This is a genomic window from Cryobacterium sp. TS_SC_7, assembly GCF_056156285.1.
Genome location: NZ_CM149589.1, coordinates 1,643,506 through 1,659,153, shown reverse-complemented (window position 1 = coordinate 1,659,153; position 15,648 = coordinate 1,643,506). Strand labels below are relative to the sequence as shown.

At 68.3% G+C, this 15,648-nt stretch carries 12 protein-coding genes; 9 read left to right on the top strand and 3 right to left on the bottom strand.

The genetic code is table 11. The features are described 5' to 3' along the window. The first annotated feature begins 295 nt into the window (after nucleotides 1–295). Nucleotides 296–2,068, top strand: coding sequence for an ABC transporter ATP-binding protein (locus tag AC0J5J_RS07635; RefSeq protein WP_474900203.1), 1,773 nt, complete (start codon nucleotides 296–298; stop codon nucleotides 2,066–2,068). Continuing rightward, on the top strand, nucleotides 2,065–3,870 hold the full coding sequence (locus AC0J5J_RS07630; RefSeq protein WP_474900165.1) for an ABC transporter ATP-binding protein: 1,806 nt from the start codon (nucleotides 2,065–2,067) through the stop codon (nucleotides 3,868–3,870). The genes AC0J5J_RS07635 and AC0J5J_RS07630 overlap by 4 nt, the downstream gene beginning before the upstream one ends. A gap of 135 nt (nucleotides 3,871–4,005) precedes the next feature. Here AC0J5J_RS07630 and AC0J5J_RS07625 read toward each other — a convergent pair whose 3' ends face one another. The 3 genes from AC0J5J_RS07625 to AC0J5J_RS07615 all read right to left on the bottom strand — a co-directional run bounded on the left by AC0J5J_RS07625 (nucleotide 4,006) and on the right by AC0J5J_RS07615 (nucleotide 5,316). Beyond that, nucleotides 4,006–4,452, bottom strand: coding sequence for a cupin domain-containing protein (locus AC0J5J_RS07625; protein WP_474900164.1), 447 nt, complete (start codon nucleotides 4,450–4,452; stop codon nucleotides 4,006–4,008). 64 nt (nucleotides 4,453–4,516) lie between these two features. Continuing rightward, nucleotides 4,517–4,837: an MGMT family protein gene (locus tag AC0J5J_RS07620; RefSeq protein ID WP_474900163.1), complete on the bottom strand. Its 321-nt coding sequence runs from the start codon at nucleotides 4,835–4,837 to the stop codon at nucleotides 4,517–4,519. A gap of 26 nt (nucleotides 4,838–4,863) precedes the next feature. Continuing rightward, nucleotides 4,864–5,316, bottom strand: a complete 453-nt coding sequence (locus tag AC0J5J_RS07615) for a GNAT family N-acetyltransferase (RefSeq protein WP_134424773.1) — start codon at nucleotides 5,314–5,316, stop codon at nucleotides 4,864–4,866. A 176-nt stretch (nucleotides 5,317–5,492) separates the two neighbouring features. Here AC0J5J_RS07615 and AC0J5J_RS07610 point away from each other — a divergent pair, with 176 nt between their 5' ends. The 7 genes from AC0J5J_RS07610 to AC0J5J_RS07580 all read left to right on the top strand — a co-directional run bounded on the left by AC0J5J_RS07610 (nucleotide 5,493) and on the right by AC0J5J_RS07580 (nucleotide 15,333). Then, on the top strand, nucleotides 5,493–6,707 hold the full coding sequence (locus AC0J5J_RS07610; protein WP_134424774.1) for an NADP-dependent isocitrate dehydrogenase: 1,215 nt from the start codon (nucleotides 5,493–5,495) through the stop codon (nucleotides 6,705–6,707). A 217-nt stretch (nucleotides 6,708–6,924) separates the two neighbouring features. Then, complete coding sequence (locus tag AC0J5J_RS07605; RefSeq protein WP_474900162.1) at nucleotides 6,925–8,865, top strand: oxidoreductase; 1,941 nt, start codon at nucleotides 6,925–6,927, stop codon at nucleotides 8,863–8,865. A gap of 87 nt (nucleotides 8,866–8,952) precedes the next feature. Continuing rightward, on the top strand, nucleotides 8,953–10,875 hold the full coding sequence (locus AC0J5J_RS07600) for a heavy metal translocating P-type ATPase (protein WP_474900161.1): 1,923 nt from the start codon (nucleotides 8,953–8,955) through the stop codon (nucleotides 10,873–10,875). 127 nt (nucleotides 10,876–11,002) lie between these two features. Further along, the gene (locus tag AC0J5J_RS07595; protein WP_474900160.1) at nucleotides 11,003–11,440 is read left to right on the top strand and encodes a transposase; all 438 of its coding nucleotides are present in this window, start codon (nucleotides 11,003–11,005) and stop codon (nucleotides 11,438–11,440) included. A gap of 35 nt (nucleotides 11,441–11,475) precedes the next feature. Beyond that, nucleotides 11,476–12,459 carry an IS3 family transposase gene (locus tag AC0J5J_RS07590; protein WP_474900159.1) on the top strand — a complete coding sequence of 328 codons (984 nt, stop codon included), beginning with the start codon at nucleotides 11,476–11,478 and terminating at the stop codon, nucleotides 12,457–12,459. A gap of 117 nt (nucleotides 12,460–12,576) precedes the next feature. After that, a complete protein-coding gene (locus AC0J5J_RS07585) occupies nucleotides 12,577–13,794 on the top strand; it encodes an MFS transporter (protein ID WP_474900158.1) in 1,218 nt (405 codons plus the stop codon). 99 nt (nucleotides 13,795–13,893) lie between these two features. Beyond that, nucleotides 13,894–15,333: a DUF222 domain-containing protein gene (locus AC0J5J_RS07580; RefSeq protein WP_474900157.1), complete on the top strand. Its 1,440-nt coding sequence runs from the start codon at nucleotides 13,894–13,896 to the stop codon at nucleotides 15,331–15,333. Nucleotides 15,334–15,648 lie beyond the last annotated feature (315 nt).

The following is a 15,648-nucleotide window of genomic DNA, read 5'->3' as shown; positions in this document are numbered from 1 at the left end:
CCGACGCCACCCGTCCGCTCACTCCCGGCCGCTCACTCCCGGTCGCTGACGGCCGACGCGCCTCACGCCGGCAGCCACGCTGCCGCCACCGGAAGCATCCTGGCTTCCCCCACCCCGGCCGTCCCGATTCCGGCCGGCCTCCCGACGCCCTACGGCGCCGTTCGCCTGCACCAGACTCGTTCAGGACTCATTCGTGACCACGCTCACTGACCACAGCCATCCGCCCGATCCCGACCCCGCAGCGGGACCCGGCTCCGCCACCGACCCGGCGCGCCGGAACACCGTCCAGGTGCTGATGCGCCTCTACCCCTTCGCCCGCCCGGCCCTGCCGCGCCTGGCGCTCGGCATGCTCGCCGCCCTGCTGGCGGCGCTCGTGGCGCTCGCGATCCCGCAGGTGCTGCAGCGCCTCGTCGACGGGGCCCTGACTCGGCAGGACGCCTCTCAGATCTGGCCCGCCGTCATCGTCGTGCTCGTCCTCGGCGTGATCGAGGCGGTTTTGATCGCGCTGCGGCGCTGGTTCGTGCTCGGCCCCGGCACCCACATCGAGGCCCGGATGCGCAACGCGCTCTACGCCCGGCTGCAGGACCTTCCGGTGACGTTCCACGACAAGTGGCCGAGCGGCCAGCTGCTCTCCCGCGCCGTCAGCGACCTCAACCTGATCCGCCGGTGGATCTCGTTCGGGCTCGTGCTGCTGATCGTGAACGTGGTGACGATCGTGATCGGCGCCGTGATCCTGGTGTCGATGAACTGGATCCTCGGCGTGATCTTCCTGGTCTGCTCCGTGCCGCTCTGGATCGTCGGCTACCTGTTCGAGGAGAAGTACTCCGTCGTCGCGCGCCGCAGCCAGGATCAGGCCGGCGACCTCGCGACGGCCGTCGAGGAGTCGGTGCACGGCATCCGGGTGCTCAAGGCCTTCGGGCGTGGCAAATTCGCGCTGAAGAACTTCTCCGACCAGGCCGAGAGCCTGCGCGGCACGGAGATCGAGAAGGCCCGCGCCATCGCCGGCATCTGGCTGTGGCTGCTGATGATCCCGGATGTGGCCTTCGCCCTCTGCCTCGTCGCCGGCGTGTGGCTCGCCAGCCAGGGCGAGTTCAGCGTCGGCGGGCTGGTGGCGTTCTTCGCCACGGCCACCGTACTGCGCTGGCCGATCGAGTCGGTCGGGTTCCTGCTGTCGATGACCTTCGACGCCCGCACCGCGACCGACCGGTTCTTCGACGTGCTTGACGCGCCGAACGCGATCACCGACCCCGAGCATCCGGTCACACTTGACAGGCCCCGCGGCCGCCTGGCGTTCGAGCGTGTGCACTTCCGCTATCCCGACTCGCCGAGCCGTTTCCCGGATCTGCTCGACGGCGTCGACCTGGTGCTCGAACCGGGGGAGACCATGGCGCTCGTCGGCCTGACCGGCTCCGGCAAGTCCACCCTGACGGCGCTGACCACGCGCCTGTACGACGTGACCGAGGGGGCGGTGACCCTCGACGGGGTCGACGTGCGCCACCTCAGCCGCGAGGAGCTTCGCCGCCATCTGTCGATGGCGTTCGAGGATGCGACGCTGTTCTCGGCATCCGTGCGCGACAACGTGCTGCTCGGTCGCCCGGAGTGGGCCGAGCGCTCGCCCGAAGCGGATGCCGCACTCGAGGAGGCGCTGATGGTCGCCCAGGCCGGTTTCGCCCACGACCTCCCGGAGGGCGTGGACACGCTCGTCGGCGAGGAGGGGATGAGCCTGTCCGGCGGCCAGCGGCAGCGGATCGCGCTCGCCCGGGCGGTGGCGGCGAAGCCCGCCGTGCTCGTGCTCGACGACCCGTTGTCGGCCCTCGACGTGGACACGGAATCCCTCGTGGAGGCCGCACTGCGCGAGGTGCTGTCCTCAACCACGGCGCTGATCGTGGCGCACCGACCTTCGACTGTGATGCTCGCCGACCGGGTGGCACTGCTCGAGAACGGGCGCGTCACCGCCGTCGGACGGCACTCCGACCTGCTCCGGGAGAGCGAGCACTACAAGTTCGTGATCTCGAGCCTGGAAGACGAAGAACGACGAGAGTCAGCGCGAGAGGAGGTGGCGCGATGAGTGTCATCGGTGTCGAGGGGGAAGACCGCAGCAATTTCACCGCCGCGGAGAGCAAGCAGATCCGGCGCCGGTCGCTGCGCCTGCTCGGGTCGCTGCTGCGCCCCGTGCGCTGGCCCGTCGTCGCGGCGATGCTTATCGTCGTCGTCTCCACGGCCGCGCAGGTTGCCGGTCCGGCCCTGATCGCGTTCGGGATCGACCGAGGCCTGCCCGCCTTGATGGAGCAGGACTGGGTGCCGCTCGCCGCGACCGGAGTGGTCTACCTCGCCACGGGTGTGGTCGGGGCCTTCCTGATCGCCTGGTACACGATCATGTCGGCCAGGATCAGCCAGGCCGTACTGATCGACCTGCGCAAGCGGGTCTTCCTGCACACACAGCGGCTGAGCCTCGAATTCCACGAGTCGTACACCTCGGGCCGCATCATCTCCCGGCAGACCAGCGACCTCGACGCCATCCGGGAACTGCTGGACTCCGGCATCAACCAGCTCGTGCAGGGTCTGCTCTACATGGTGTTCACCGCGATCGCCCTGTTCCTGCTCGACGGCACCAGCGGGCTGGTCCTGCTCGCGTCGATCGTGCCGCTGGCCCTGCTCACCCGCTGGTTCCAGGTGCGCTCGCAGACGCTCTTCCGACGGTCGAGAACGGCGTCGGCGAGCCTGATCGTGCAGTTCGTGGAGACCATGACGGGCATCCGTGCGGTCAAGGCCTTCCGGGCCGAGAAGCGCAACGAGAAGGTGTTCGGCGAACTGGTCGAGGACTACCGGAAGGTGAACAGCCGGGTCATCCAGCTGTTCGGCATCTTCGACCCGGGACTCGTGTTGATCGGGAACGTGGCCGTCGCGGTCGTGCTGCTGGTCGGCGGGTTCCGTGTCGTCGACGGGCAGCTCGCCATCGGCGCGCTCCTCGCCGCGCTGCTCTACACCCGCCGGTTCTTCGACCCGATGGAGGAGATGGCGATGTTCTACAACTCCTACCAGTCGGCCGCCGCGGCGCTGGAGAAGATCTCCGGGGTGCTCGAGGAACACCCGGGCGTGCCGGACCCGGTGACCCCGGTGGACCTCTGGGCGGCGAAGGGCGCGGTCTCGTTCGAGGGTGTGCAATTCGCCTACCAGAGCGATCGGGTCATCCTGCCGCGCTTCGACCTGTCGATCCCGGCCGGGCAGACCATTGCCCTGGTCGGGTCGACCGGGGCCGGCAAGTCCACCCTGGCCAAGTTGATGGCCCGCTTCTACGACCCGTCGGAGGGCCGGCTGACCCTCGACGGCGTCGACCTGCGCGACCTGCACCCCAAGGACCTGCGCCGGGCGATCGTGATGGTCACGCAGGAGGCCTACCTGTTCAGCGGGTCGGTCGCCGACAACATCTCGATCGGCAAACCGGATGCGACGCCCGCCGAGATCGTGGCCGCGGCGAAGGCCGTCGGTGCGCACGACTTCATCGCCGGTCTGCCGAACGGGTACGACACCGACGTGAACAAGCGCGGCGGGCGCGTCTCCGCCGGGCAGCGCCAGCTGATCTCGTTCGCGCGGGCGTTCCTGGCCGACCCGGCCGTGCTCATTCTCGACGAGGCCACCTCGAGCCTGGACATCCCGAGCGAGCGCCTGGTGCAGCAGGCCCTGCAGACCCTGCTCGGGGGCCGCACCGCCGTGATCATCGCGCACCGGCTGTCGACCGTGGCGATCGCCGACCGGGTGCTGGTGATGGAGCACGGTCGCGTCGTGGAGGACGGCACGCCCGACCAGCTGATCGCCGGCACCGGCCGGTTCGCGCAGCTGCACGCCGCCTGGCGCGACTCTCTGGTGTAGTCGGCAGGTCTCGCGTCGGCGGGTCTCGCGCTGCGCGGCGCACCCTGCGGAAGTGGGCGCACGGTAGAACGTGCGCCGGCCTCCACAAGGTGCGCCGCGACGGTGACGGATGCGGGCGGTGAAGCGGGTGCGGGGTTAGGCGAAACCCCACGCCTTCTCTTCATCGCTCGAGGCGTCGGAGAGCGGCGTGCCCGACAGAGGTCGGTTGGAGGCGACCGGCCCGAGCGGGCGGTAGCCAGGGTCCCGCGGGGTGACGGGTGCCTCTTTGAGCTCGACGAAGATCGCGTGCGACGGTGTGCTGCCGATGTTCAGTCCGGCGTGCTCCTGGGCCGGCAGCCAGCGGGTCTCGCCGGCGGGCAGTTCGACGTCGATCTCGCGCCCCTCCGACGACAGGCGCCGGGCGTAGGCGTTGAGGGTGATCATGACGCTGTCGGGATGCTCATGGGGATTGGTCTCGTCGCCGGGGGCGTCGAGGAACTCGAGTACGCGAACGCGGTCGTTCTCGAGGAGTACGCGGTAGGAGCCCGGGTCGGTGACGAGGGGATCGAGGGCCGTGTGTGCGGCGGTGTTTTCGCTGTCCATGCGAAAAAGGTAACACCAGAGATGGCCCGGAGCCTAGGCTTTGCGGGCATCCCGGCCGGGATCGCTATGCCGGAGTCCAGCGTGCCGCCGGGTAGTCGATTCGGTAGCCGTCCGGTGCGGCCTGCAGGGGCGTGCCCTCCGCGTTGTAGTGGCGAAGTGCGCGCTCCTCGTGCCCGATCCGCGGGTGCCCGCCGGCCCGGATCACCCGCCACCACGGCAGGTCGGCGCCGTGGTGCGCCATGATCTGCCCCACCAGTCGGGCGCCTCGCGAACCGAGCACCGCCGCGACGTCGCCGTAGGTCATCACGCGACCGGGCGGGATCGATTCCACGATGCCGAGAACGTGGAGGACGAACCCGGGTTCCCGGGTGGCGGCATCCGTCATCGGGTCGGCGTCGGGGCGGTCGCCGGTCAGAGCTGCAGCGCGCCGATGGTCTCGCCGTAGGCGGTCTGGCCGACGTCGCTGAAGCCGAGGTGGTGGAAGAATTCCTCCGGGCCCTCTTCACCGGGCTCCCAGATCACGGTGATGTGGTCGAACCCGCGCTTGCGGGCCTCGGTGGCCAGTGCGTCGGCGGCGAATTTGCCGACGCCCTTGCCCTGGGCTTCCGCATCCACGTTGATGCGCCAGATGCAGGCGCGGAATTCCTCGTGCTCGGAGTCGGGGTCGAAATTGCCGTGGATGAACCCGGCGACCTCGCCGTCGAGCACGACGACGCGCTGCCAGGCGGTGGCCGGGTTGATGACGGATGCCGCGACCGCGTACGAGACCGGGGCGATGAACTGCTCCTGCCCGGGTTTCAGGCTCAGGCTATTCGCCGCGACGATGTTGCGCGCGGACAGTTCTTCCAGACGTAGATCACCCATGCGAACAGGCTAACGTGCGCCGGAGCTGGTCGGGTAGTCGGTTTTTCGGACGACACGGCGGCAGGAGCATGCCGCCCGGGACATCCGTAAAAGTGTCTCGATGTCAAGATAATTACCGGCCTCCACTAGAATCGGTGTGGCTGTTCTTGCCCCCCGATATTCTGAGGAGATTTCCATTGGCGAAGATCAAGGTTGAAGGCACTGTCGTCGAGCTCGACGGGGACGAGATGACCCGCATCATCTGGCACGCGATCAAGGAGACCTTGATCCACCCGTATCTCGACATCGACCTCGAGTATTACGACCTGTCGATCCAGAAGCGCGACGAGACCGACGACCAGATCACGATCGACTCGGCCCGGGCCATCCAGAAGCACGGCGTCGGCGTCAAGTGCGCGACCATCACGCCCGACGAGGCACGCGTCGAGGAATTCGGCCTGAAGAAGATGTGGGCCTCGCCCAACGGAACCATCCGCAACATCCTCGGCGGCACCATCTTCCGCGAGCCCATCATCATCTCCAACATCCCGCGCCTCGTGCCGGGGTGGAACAAGCCGATCATCATCGGCCGCCACGCGTTCGGCGACCAGTACAAGGCCACCAACTTCCGCTTCGAGGGGGAGGGCACGCTCAGCATGACCTTCACCCCGAAGGATGGTTCCGCGCCGCAGGAGTTCGAGGTCTTCCAGGCCCCCGGCAGCGGTGTCGCGATGGGAATGTACAACCTCGACAACTCGATTCGCGACTTCGCCCGCGCGTCGCTGAACTACGGCCTCGAGCGCAAGTACCCGGTCTACCTGTCCACCAAGAACACGATCCTCAAGGCCTACGACGGACGCTTCAAGGACATCTTCCAGGAGATCTTCGACGCCGAGTTCAAGGCCCGCTACGACGCGGCCGGCCTCAGCTACGAGCACCGCCTGATCGACGACATGGTCGCCTCGGCCATGAAGTGGGAGGGCGGCTACGTCTGGGCCTGCAAGAACTACGACGGCGACGTGCAGTCCGACACCGTCGCGCAGGGCTTCGGCTCACTCGGCCTGATGACCAGCGTGCTCTCCACGCCCGATGGCAAGGTCGTCGAGGCTGAGGCCGCGCACGGAACAGTGACGCGTCACTACCGCCAGCACCAGCAGGGCAAGCCCACCTCGACCAACCCGATCGCCTCGATCTACGCCTGGACCCGCGGCCTCGCGCACCGCGCCAAGCTCGACGGCAACCCGGCGCTCGCCGAATTCGCCAACACGCTCGAAGACGTGGTCATCAAGACCGTCGAGAGCGGCAAGATGACCAAGGACCTCGCTCTTCTCGTGGGCCCGGAGCAGGCCTTCCAGACGACCGAGGAGTTCCTTGCGGCCATCGCGGAGAACCTTCAGGCGCGCCTGGCGTAACCCGCCCGCCGAAGAAAGGCCCCGACCGGATGGTCGGGGCCTTTCTTTGTTCGCGGGAGCCCGCCTCGGGGCCGGGCCGAGGGCGAACGAGGAGTGGGGTCCGTCCCGGCTCTAGAGTTGGAACCACTCACGTACTCGCCACTTGCTCCACGTTCCACCCGCAGGAATGGGCCCCAGGCCGACGATGACACCAGAAATCGTTCATAGGGGAATCACCATGGCACTCTTCAATCACGTTCTCGCTCCCGGCCGCATCGGCACCCTCGAACTTCCCAACCGGGTCATCATGGCCCCGATGGGTACCGAGATGGGCACGCACGACGGGCTTTTCACCGAGCAGGAAATCGCCTATTACACCGAGCGGGCCCGCGGCGGCACCGGCCTGGTGATGACGGGAATCAGTGCCGTCTCGCAGGACTACGAGGTCATCAACCCCGGCCTGTGCCGGGTGGACACGGACGCGAGCCTGCCGGGACTGACCGCCCTCGCCGAGTCGATCCACGCCGTCGGCGGCCTCGTCTCCCTGCAGCTCACGGCCGGCCTCGGCCGCAACCTCAACGTGATCGATCCTGACCGTGCGCCCATCTCCGCCTCGGACAACCCGCACTACGCCGACCCGAGCGTGATCTGCCGCCCGCTGGAGGTCGCCGAGATTCAGGTGCTGGTGCGCCGCTTCGGCGAAGCCGCCGCCCGGGCCGCCGCGGCCGGAATCGACGCCATCGACATCCACGGCCATACCGGTTACCTCATCGACCAGTTCATGAGCGCGTGCTGGAACCGCCGCACCGACCTGTACGGCGGGTCGGTCGAGAACCGCTGTCGCTTCGCCGTCGAGATCATCGCGGCCGTGCGCGCGGCCGCTCCCGGCCTGCCGATCAGCTTCCGGCTGTCCGTGAACCACCGCTTCCCGGGCGGCCGCACCACGGAAGACGGCCAGGCCATCGCCGTCGTGCTGGCCGCCGCCGGTCTCGACCTGATCATCGCCGACGACGGTTCCTACGAGGCGATGGACTACGTCTTCCCGCCCTACTATCTCGGCGACGCCTGCATGGTCCCCGCCGCTCGGGCGCTCAAGGACGTCGTGGACATCCCGGTCATGGCCGTCGGCAACCTCACCCCGGAGAACGCGGAGGCGGCACTCCTCGCCGGTGACGCCGACTTCGCGGGCATCGGCCGGGGCCTGATCGCCGACCCCGAGTGGGCCGGCAAACTCGCCGGCGGGCGCCGCGACGACATCCGTCCGTGCATCCGCTGCAACTCACTCTGCGTCGGCAACGCCTTCTTCGCCCTGCCCCTCGGCTGCGCGGTCAACCCCCAGGTCGGTTTCGAACGCGAGCGCCGCATCGATCCGGCCCCCGCGGCCAAGCGCGTCGTGATCATCGGCGGCGGCCCCGGAGGCCTGGAAGCAGCCAGGGTCGCCGGGCTGCGCGGGCACACGGTCGAACTCTACGAGGCAGGCACCCAGCTCGGCGGCGTCCTGTGGCCGGCCGCGACGCCCGACTTCAAGAAGGAGCTCCGTGCCATGATCGGCTGGTGGGAACGCCAGCTGGCGAAACTGCCGGTCACCCTGCACCTGGGGCACCCGATCAGCGCCGACTCCGCCGAGCTCGACGGTGCGGATGAGATCGTCGTCGCGACCGGTTCCCTGCCGCTGCTCCCTCCGATCGACGGCATCGACGGCCCGAATGTGATCGACGTGCTCGAGTTCCACCGGGGCGCGCCCGTCGGGCCGCGCGTGGTCATCGCCGGCGGCGGGCTGTCCGGCTGCGACGCGGCGCTTGAACTCGCGGGCCAGGGCCACGAGGTCACGATCGTCGAACTCGCCGACGAACTGGCCCGCGACATGATCATCATCAACCGGATCACCCTGCTCCGCCAGCTGGCAGAGGGGGGTGTGCGCATCCTCACCGGGCACACCGTCACCGCGATCGATATCGACGGGGTCACCGTCTCCGGCGCCGACGGTGCCGACGGTGCCGACGATGTCGCCCGCGTGGACGCCGACACCGTCGTGGCCGCTTTCGGAGTGCGACCCAACACCGCGCTCACGCTGGCGCTCGCCGGCCGCGCCAACGTGCATCCGCTCGGCGATTGCGTGTCCCCGGCCAAGGTCGGCGACGCCGTCAACGCGGCATTCATGGTGGCGCTCGCACTCTGAGATCGGATCAGGGCCACCTCGACACCGGCCGCACAGGGGAGCCTTTCCTTGCTGGCGCCCGCCTGCAGACGGAGCGAGACTTGGGGTATGTCCAGTCTTGTTGCGGCCATTCGTCGGTACCCTCTCGTCGCCACGACCGTGTTGCTCGGGCTCGTCGGCGCTGTGCTGGCCCTGTTCGGCCAGACGGATGCCGTGCGCTGGCTGTTCAGCGGATTCGGTCTCCTGGTCGCCGGTTACGAAACGATCGGCATGATGCGACGGCTGCGACACGGTACCTTCGGGATCGATGTGCTGGCGATCATGGCCATCGTCGCCACGGTCCTGGTCGGCGAGTACGTCGCCACCCTCATCATCGTCTTGATGCTGACCGGTGGCGCGGCCCTGGAGGACTTCGCCGTGAACCGCGCCAAGCGCGAGCTCGACGCACTGCTCCGGCGGGCCCCGCAGATCGCGCATCGGCTGATCGGCGGCAACAGCACCGACGCCGGGGACCACGGAAACGGCGAGGTGGAGGACGTGCCCGCCACCGAGGTGCGGCCGGGCGACCTGCTCCTCGTCCGCCCGGCTGAGATCGTGCCGGTGGACGGCGAGCTGGTCTCCGTCAGCGCCGCGTTCGACGAGTCGTCGCTGACCGGAGAAAGCCTCCCGGTGGAACGTCAGGCCGGCGACGCCGTGCTGAGCGGGTCGATCAACGGCCAGGCCGCCGCCACCATCAGGGCGACACGGTCGGCCGCCGACAGCCAGTATCAGCAGATCATCGCGCTGGTCGAGGAAGCCGCGGCCAGTAAGGCCCCGGTGGTGCGCCTGGCCGACCGCTACGCCGTTCCGTTCACGGCGGTGTCGGTCTCGATCGCCGGTCTCGCCTGGATCATCAGCGGCGACCCGGCCCGGTTCGCCGAGGTTCTGGTGGTGGCCACCCCCTGCCCGCTGCTGATCTCCGCACCCGTCGCATTCATGGGCGGGATGAGCCGGGCCGCGCGCAACGGCATCATCGTCAAGGGCGGCGGCGTGCTCGAGATGCTCTCCCGCGCCAAAACCGTCGTCTTCGACAAGACCGGCACGCTCACCCACGGCACACCGACCATCGCCCGGGTGCTGCCCCAACCCGGCTTCGGCGAGGATGAACTGCTTGCCCTCGCCGCATCGGCGGAGCAGTACTCGTCACATGTGCTCGCGGCATCCGTTATCGCGGCGGCCCGCAGCCGCGGGCTCGAACTCACCTCGACGGAGACCGCGAACGAGGTTCCGGCGCACGGGGTCGTCGCCCGTTTGGGAGACCGCGAGGTGACCGTCGGCAAGCTGTCCTACATTCGTGACCGGGCACCGGATGCCGTGGCCGCGCCGCTCGAGGGCGGCGAACTGGCGATCTACCTCGCCGTCGACGGCCGGTTCGCCGGGAGCATCGTCGCCAGCGACAGTCTGCGGGAGAACGCACCGCAGACCATGGCCGACTTCCGTGCCCTCGGACTGAGTGACACCGTGATGCTCACCGGAGACGCCCGGCCCACCGCCGAGCACATCGCCGCACTGGTCGGGATCGAGCACGTGCAGGCGGACTGTCTGCCCGTGGACAAGGTCAACGCGGTGAAGGGCCTGGCCAAACGCCCGGTGATCATGGTCGGCGACGGCGTGAACGACGCGCCCGTGCTGGCCGTCGCCGATGTCGGCATTGCCATGGGCGCGCGCGGGGCCACTGCCGCGAGCGAGTCGGCAGACGTCGTCATCCTGATCGACGACCTGACCCGAACGGCGCGGGCGGTCGCGATCGGCCAGGACACCATCCGGATCGCACTGCAGAGCATCTGGCTGGGGATCGCCATGAGCCTCGGTCTCATGCTGCTGGCCGCGTTCGGTTTCATCCCGGCCACGGTCGGAGCCCTGCTGCAGGAATTCGTGGACCTGGCCACGATCCTGAACGCGTTGCGGGCGATCGGCGGCCGCCGGGATGCCGCGGTGAAGGCCCGGCTCGCCGCTCGCGAGCCGGTGTCGGCCGGCGTGCTCACCCGCTGACCCCGTCACGGAACCAATTCGACGGAGAATTTCGGCGAGAAGGGCATTTACCCTGAGTGTCAGCCTGTAGTGAGACAGTTCGTGTTTCACTACAGGCCGCGTTTGGGGCGGGGAATCGAGAGTCCAGTTGGATATTTCAGAGTTGCCCGAACGAGTATCGAAGTATCAGCGGTATAGCCCGAATGAGCGGTTGGCGATCCTGGGCCGGTGGGACACGCTCCTCGAGCATGGCCAGCGTTCCGCGTTCTGCCGTCAGCTCGGGATCAGTCCGAGCACGGTGAACGGGTGGGACAAACAGCGCCGTGAGGGGCTGCTGATCGTGTCCGATGCCCGTAAGAATAAGTACGTGATGAGCAAAGAAGAGCGCGCCGATTATCGGCGGCTGCAGCGTGAGAATGAGCGGTTGAAAGCGCAGCTGGACCAGTCGGAAGCTGCGGTGGAGGTGCTGGGAAAAGCATCCGAGCTCTTGGCTGCTTTGGCCAAGAGCTCGCAAATCAAGGCGCCCCCGCTGCCGGACCAACCCTCGATCCCGCCGGCGTTCCAGAGCCGGAAGCGGGACGAATAAGGTTCCGTGCCGTCACCGACCTCGCCGTCACGGGGATGTCGCGGGTCCGGGCCTGCCGTTTGGTCGGCTACTCGCGGGCCTCGTTCTACCGCCACGGCCGCCCCGCGGCCGATAAGCGGGCACCAATGCCGCAGGGCGATCGCTACCAGCCGGCGGCGTTGTCAGCCTCGGAGCGGGCGTCGGTGTTGGAGACCCTCAACCTCGCCACCTACGCCGGATTATCAGTGTGTCAGGCGTTCTACCGGGCCTGGGATGACGGCCACTATGTGGCGTCGAAGTCGTCCTGGTACCGCATCGCCCGCGAGGCCGGCCAAGTCGGCGACCGCCGCCGGCAGGCCACGGGCTCGCCCAAGAAGATCCCGGAACTGGTCGCCACCGGCCCCTCCCAAGTCTGGTCGTGGGACATCACGAAGGTCCGTGGCCCGCGCCGCGGCCAGCGGTTCCACCTTTACGTCATCATCGATATCTGGTCCCGCCGGGCCGTGGGCTGGCGGATCGAGAACTACGAAGACAGCGACCTCGCCCAAGACATGATCCAGACCGCCGTCACCTTGAACGGGAAAGCACCCGGCTACCTGCACTCCGATAACGGGGCCGCGATGGTCAGCCAACCCGTATCCGTGCTCTTGGAAAAGCTCGGCATCGGGAAGTCCTTCTCCCGGCCGAAAGTCTCCAACGACAACCCCTTCTCCGAAGCACTCTTCAAGACGCTGAAATACGACGAAGCCTTCCCGGGATCTTTCCCCGACCTCGCCACCGCCGAGGAATTCTGCCACTGGTTTTTCCGCGAATACAACCAGAACCACCGCCACTCCGGCATCGGCTGGCACACACCCGACAACGTCCACCACGGCCGCACCACTGCCATCAGCGCGGCCCGACGCAAGCTACTCGACCGCACCGCCACCGCGCACCCCGAACGATTCAATCACCGGCCCAAACCACCCACCCTGCACCGGCGCGTCTGCATCAACGACCCGCACCAAAAAACCATCCTCACCCTGTCTCACACAGGTTGACAAATACCGTTTAGGGCCCGGATGAGGCCGATGTCGGCAGAATCTCCGTCGAATTCGTCAGCGGCGCGGGGGCAGCGCGCGGCGGTCGGACGCCGGGCCACGGTTTACCCTGAGATAATGCGATTCGCACGAATCCGCCGCGGCGGCGAGACCCCCGGCGACAGCCGACCCCGGCTGTCCCGCGAGGTCTACGTGCTCGGCGTGATCGCGTTCTTCGTGATGGTGGGCTTCGGTGTGGTCGTACCGGTGCTGCCCGTCTATGTGCGCAGCTTCGGCGTGGGGTACCTGGAAATCGGTGCTGTGGTCTCCGCGTTCGCGCTGATGCGCTTCGTGGCGAGCCCCTTCACCGGCCGGCTGATCGACTGGGCCGGCGAACGGATGATCCTCGCCACCGGCATCGGGATCGTCGCCGTCTCGAGCGGGCTGGTCGGCGTGGCCCAGAACTATCCGCAGCTGCTGCTCCTGCGCGGTGCCGGCGGTGTCGGTTCGGCCATGTTCACGGTGGCGGCCATGACCCTCCTGCTCGGCTCCACGGCCCCGGGATTCCGGGCCAGGGCCATCGGGTTCTATCAGGGTGGGTTCCTGCTCGGCGGGATGGCTGGTCCCGCGCTCGGCGGACTCCTCGCCACGATCTCGCTCACGGCGCCCTTCTTCTTCTACGCCGGCACGCTCGCCGTCGCCGGTGTGCTCGGGCTCGTGCTGCTGCGCCCGGTGCGGGGAGGGACCGTCGCCGCCGCCGGCCCAGTGCCCGAGCGCATCCCGTTCCGCACGGTGCTGCGGGACACCCGCTTCCGGGCGGCGTGCATCGCCAACTTCTCCACCGGCTGGAACTCGTTCGGCGTGCGCAACGCGCTGATCCCCGTGCTCGTCGTCGAGGTTCTGCGAGGCCCGACGGCGTGGACCGGCATCGCCTTCGCCTTCGCGGCCGTCGCGCAGACGGTGGCTCTTGCCCCCGCCTCGCGGTTCGTCGACACCGTGGGTCGCCGCCCGGCCATCATCGGGGCGTTCCTCGTTGCCGGAGTGACCATCCTCGCTGTTCCGTTCGCACCGAATATCGTCGTGCTCACGGCGCTGCTCTGTGTCTACGGGGTGGCCTCGGCCTTCATGGGAACCGCACCGGCCGCATCCGTCGGCGATGCCGCCGGAGCCGGCGGAGGGCGCCCCGTCTCGGTGTTCTCGATGTTCTCCGACCTGGGCGCCATCGTCGGCCCGCTGGCCGCCGGACTTCTGGTCGACAGCGTGTCCTATCCCGTCGCCTTCGGAGTGGGTGCCCTGCTCTTCTTCGCGACCTCGGCCTACGCGCTGCGGATGCCGCGGCCTGCCCGCCGCACGTGACGGTTCATGTCGCCGTTACTAGAAGATAGATTCGAGATTATTATCAACAATAGGTGACAGACTCTCGTTTACGCGTACTATCTTTGGTATTCTCAAACCATGACCACCACCGCAGACGACCTCAGAACGGCAACGGATGCCGTCGCTCGCCTGGGCTCGTCCTGCGCCGACTACGAGGCCCTGCCCGACGCCGAGGTGCTGGCCGGTCAGAGGCAGATCGCGGCCGCGCGCCGCCTCTTGGATACCCGCTCCGCCTGGATGGCGGCAACCATCGCCCGCCGGTCTCGGCCCGAGCTCGGCCACTCCGGTCTCGCCGCGCAGCAGGGGTTCCTCTCACCGGAGGCGCTGATCCAGACCGTGACCGGCTCAACCAAGAACGACGCGTTCAAGCTCGTTGCCGTCGGCACGATGATGGCCGATGCCGAAGCGGCGGAGAAACGCGTTGAGGCGGCCGTGGAGTCGCCCGACAGCGATCCCGGTCTCGTCGCCGCTTTCGTGGCGAAGGTGCCGTGGCAGGCGCCGATCGCCCGGGCCGTCACCGACGGCACCCTCTCGGTCGATGCGGCCGAGTCGATCCGTTCCGGCCTCGGCCAGATCGATGCCGCGGTCACCGCCGACAAGCTCGGCACCGCCCTCGAGGCGCTCCTTGTCGAGGCGGCGTCGCTGAATGTCGACCAGGTCTTCAAACTCGCCCGGCGCCTGCGCGACCAGCTCGACGAGGCCGGCATCGCCGCCCGGGAGAAGCAGGCCCACGACGACCGGTTCCTGCGGGTCTACCGGCTCGGCAACGGCAAGGTGCGCCTGCACGGGCTCTTCGCCCCCGAAGACGGCGAATTCGTCCTTTCCGTGTTCGACTCCGTGACCAGCCCGCGCCGTGGCGGCGTGCGCTTCGTCGACAAAGAGAAGGCCGCCTGGGCGAAACGGATGCAGGACGACCCGCGCAGCACCGGTCAGATCGCCGCCGACGCTCTGGTGCAGTTGCTGAAGATCGCCGGCGAGGCCGACCAGGGCCGCGTCTTCGGCGGCCGCCGCCCCGCGGTGCGGGTGATCGTGACCGAGAAGGCCGTGAAGCCGGGCCAGCCGGGCGCCGCCGCTCGCGAAGGCGCCGCCCATGGTCAGATCGAGGGCAACCCCGTGCCGATCTCGCAGGAGACCATCGACCGGTTGCTCTGCGACACCGGAACCCGCGGCATCCAGGTTGACGACACTGGGCAGATCATCAACGTCGGCCGCGACCAACGTCTCTTCACCGAAGCGCAGCGCGCCGCGATGGGGGTCCGCGATGGGGGCTGCCGGTGGGTCGATTGCGATCGATCACCCGCGTGGTCTGAGGCGCACCACATCAACGAATGGTTGAGAGACAACGGGTACACCGACCTTGCCGACGGGGTGCTGCTCTGCCATCCGCACCACCTGCTCCTGCACAACCAGCACTGGAGCATCATCCGCACCGGCAACGACTACTGGCTCAAACCGCCCGTGGAGGTTGACCCGGAGCAGACCCTGATCCCGCTGCCGAGCAAACGGGCCACTCTGTAGGAGCTGGTCTCTGGTCTCTGGTCTCTGGTCTCTGGTCTCTGGTCTCGACAGGCTCGACCACCGTCGTGGGAGCGTCTGGAGGGTGGGTCGCCGGGTCTCGACAGGCTCGACCACCGGGTCTCGACAGGCTCGACCACCGGGTCTCGACAGGCTCGACCACCGGGTCTCGACAGGCTCGACCACCGCGCGGAGGTCAGGCGGTGGGGCAACCGAGATCGAGGCGGGGGGGGGGCAGGGCGGCCACCGTCCCCCTGTCGTCCCGGCGGGCGCAATCGAGCAGGACAGGATGTGGTGGCCACCGGTCAATCGCAGGTA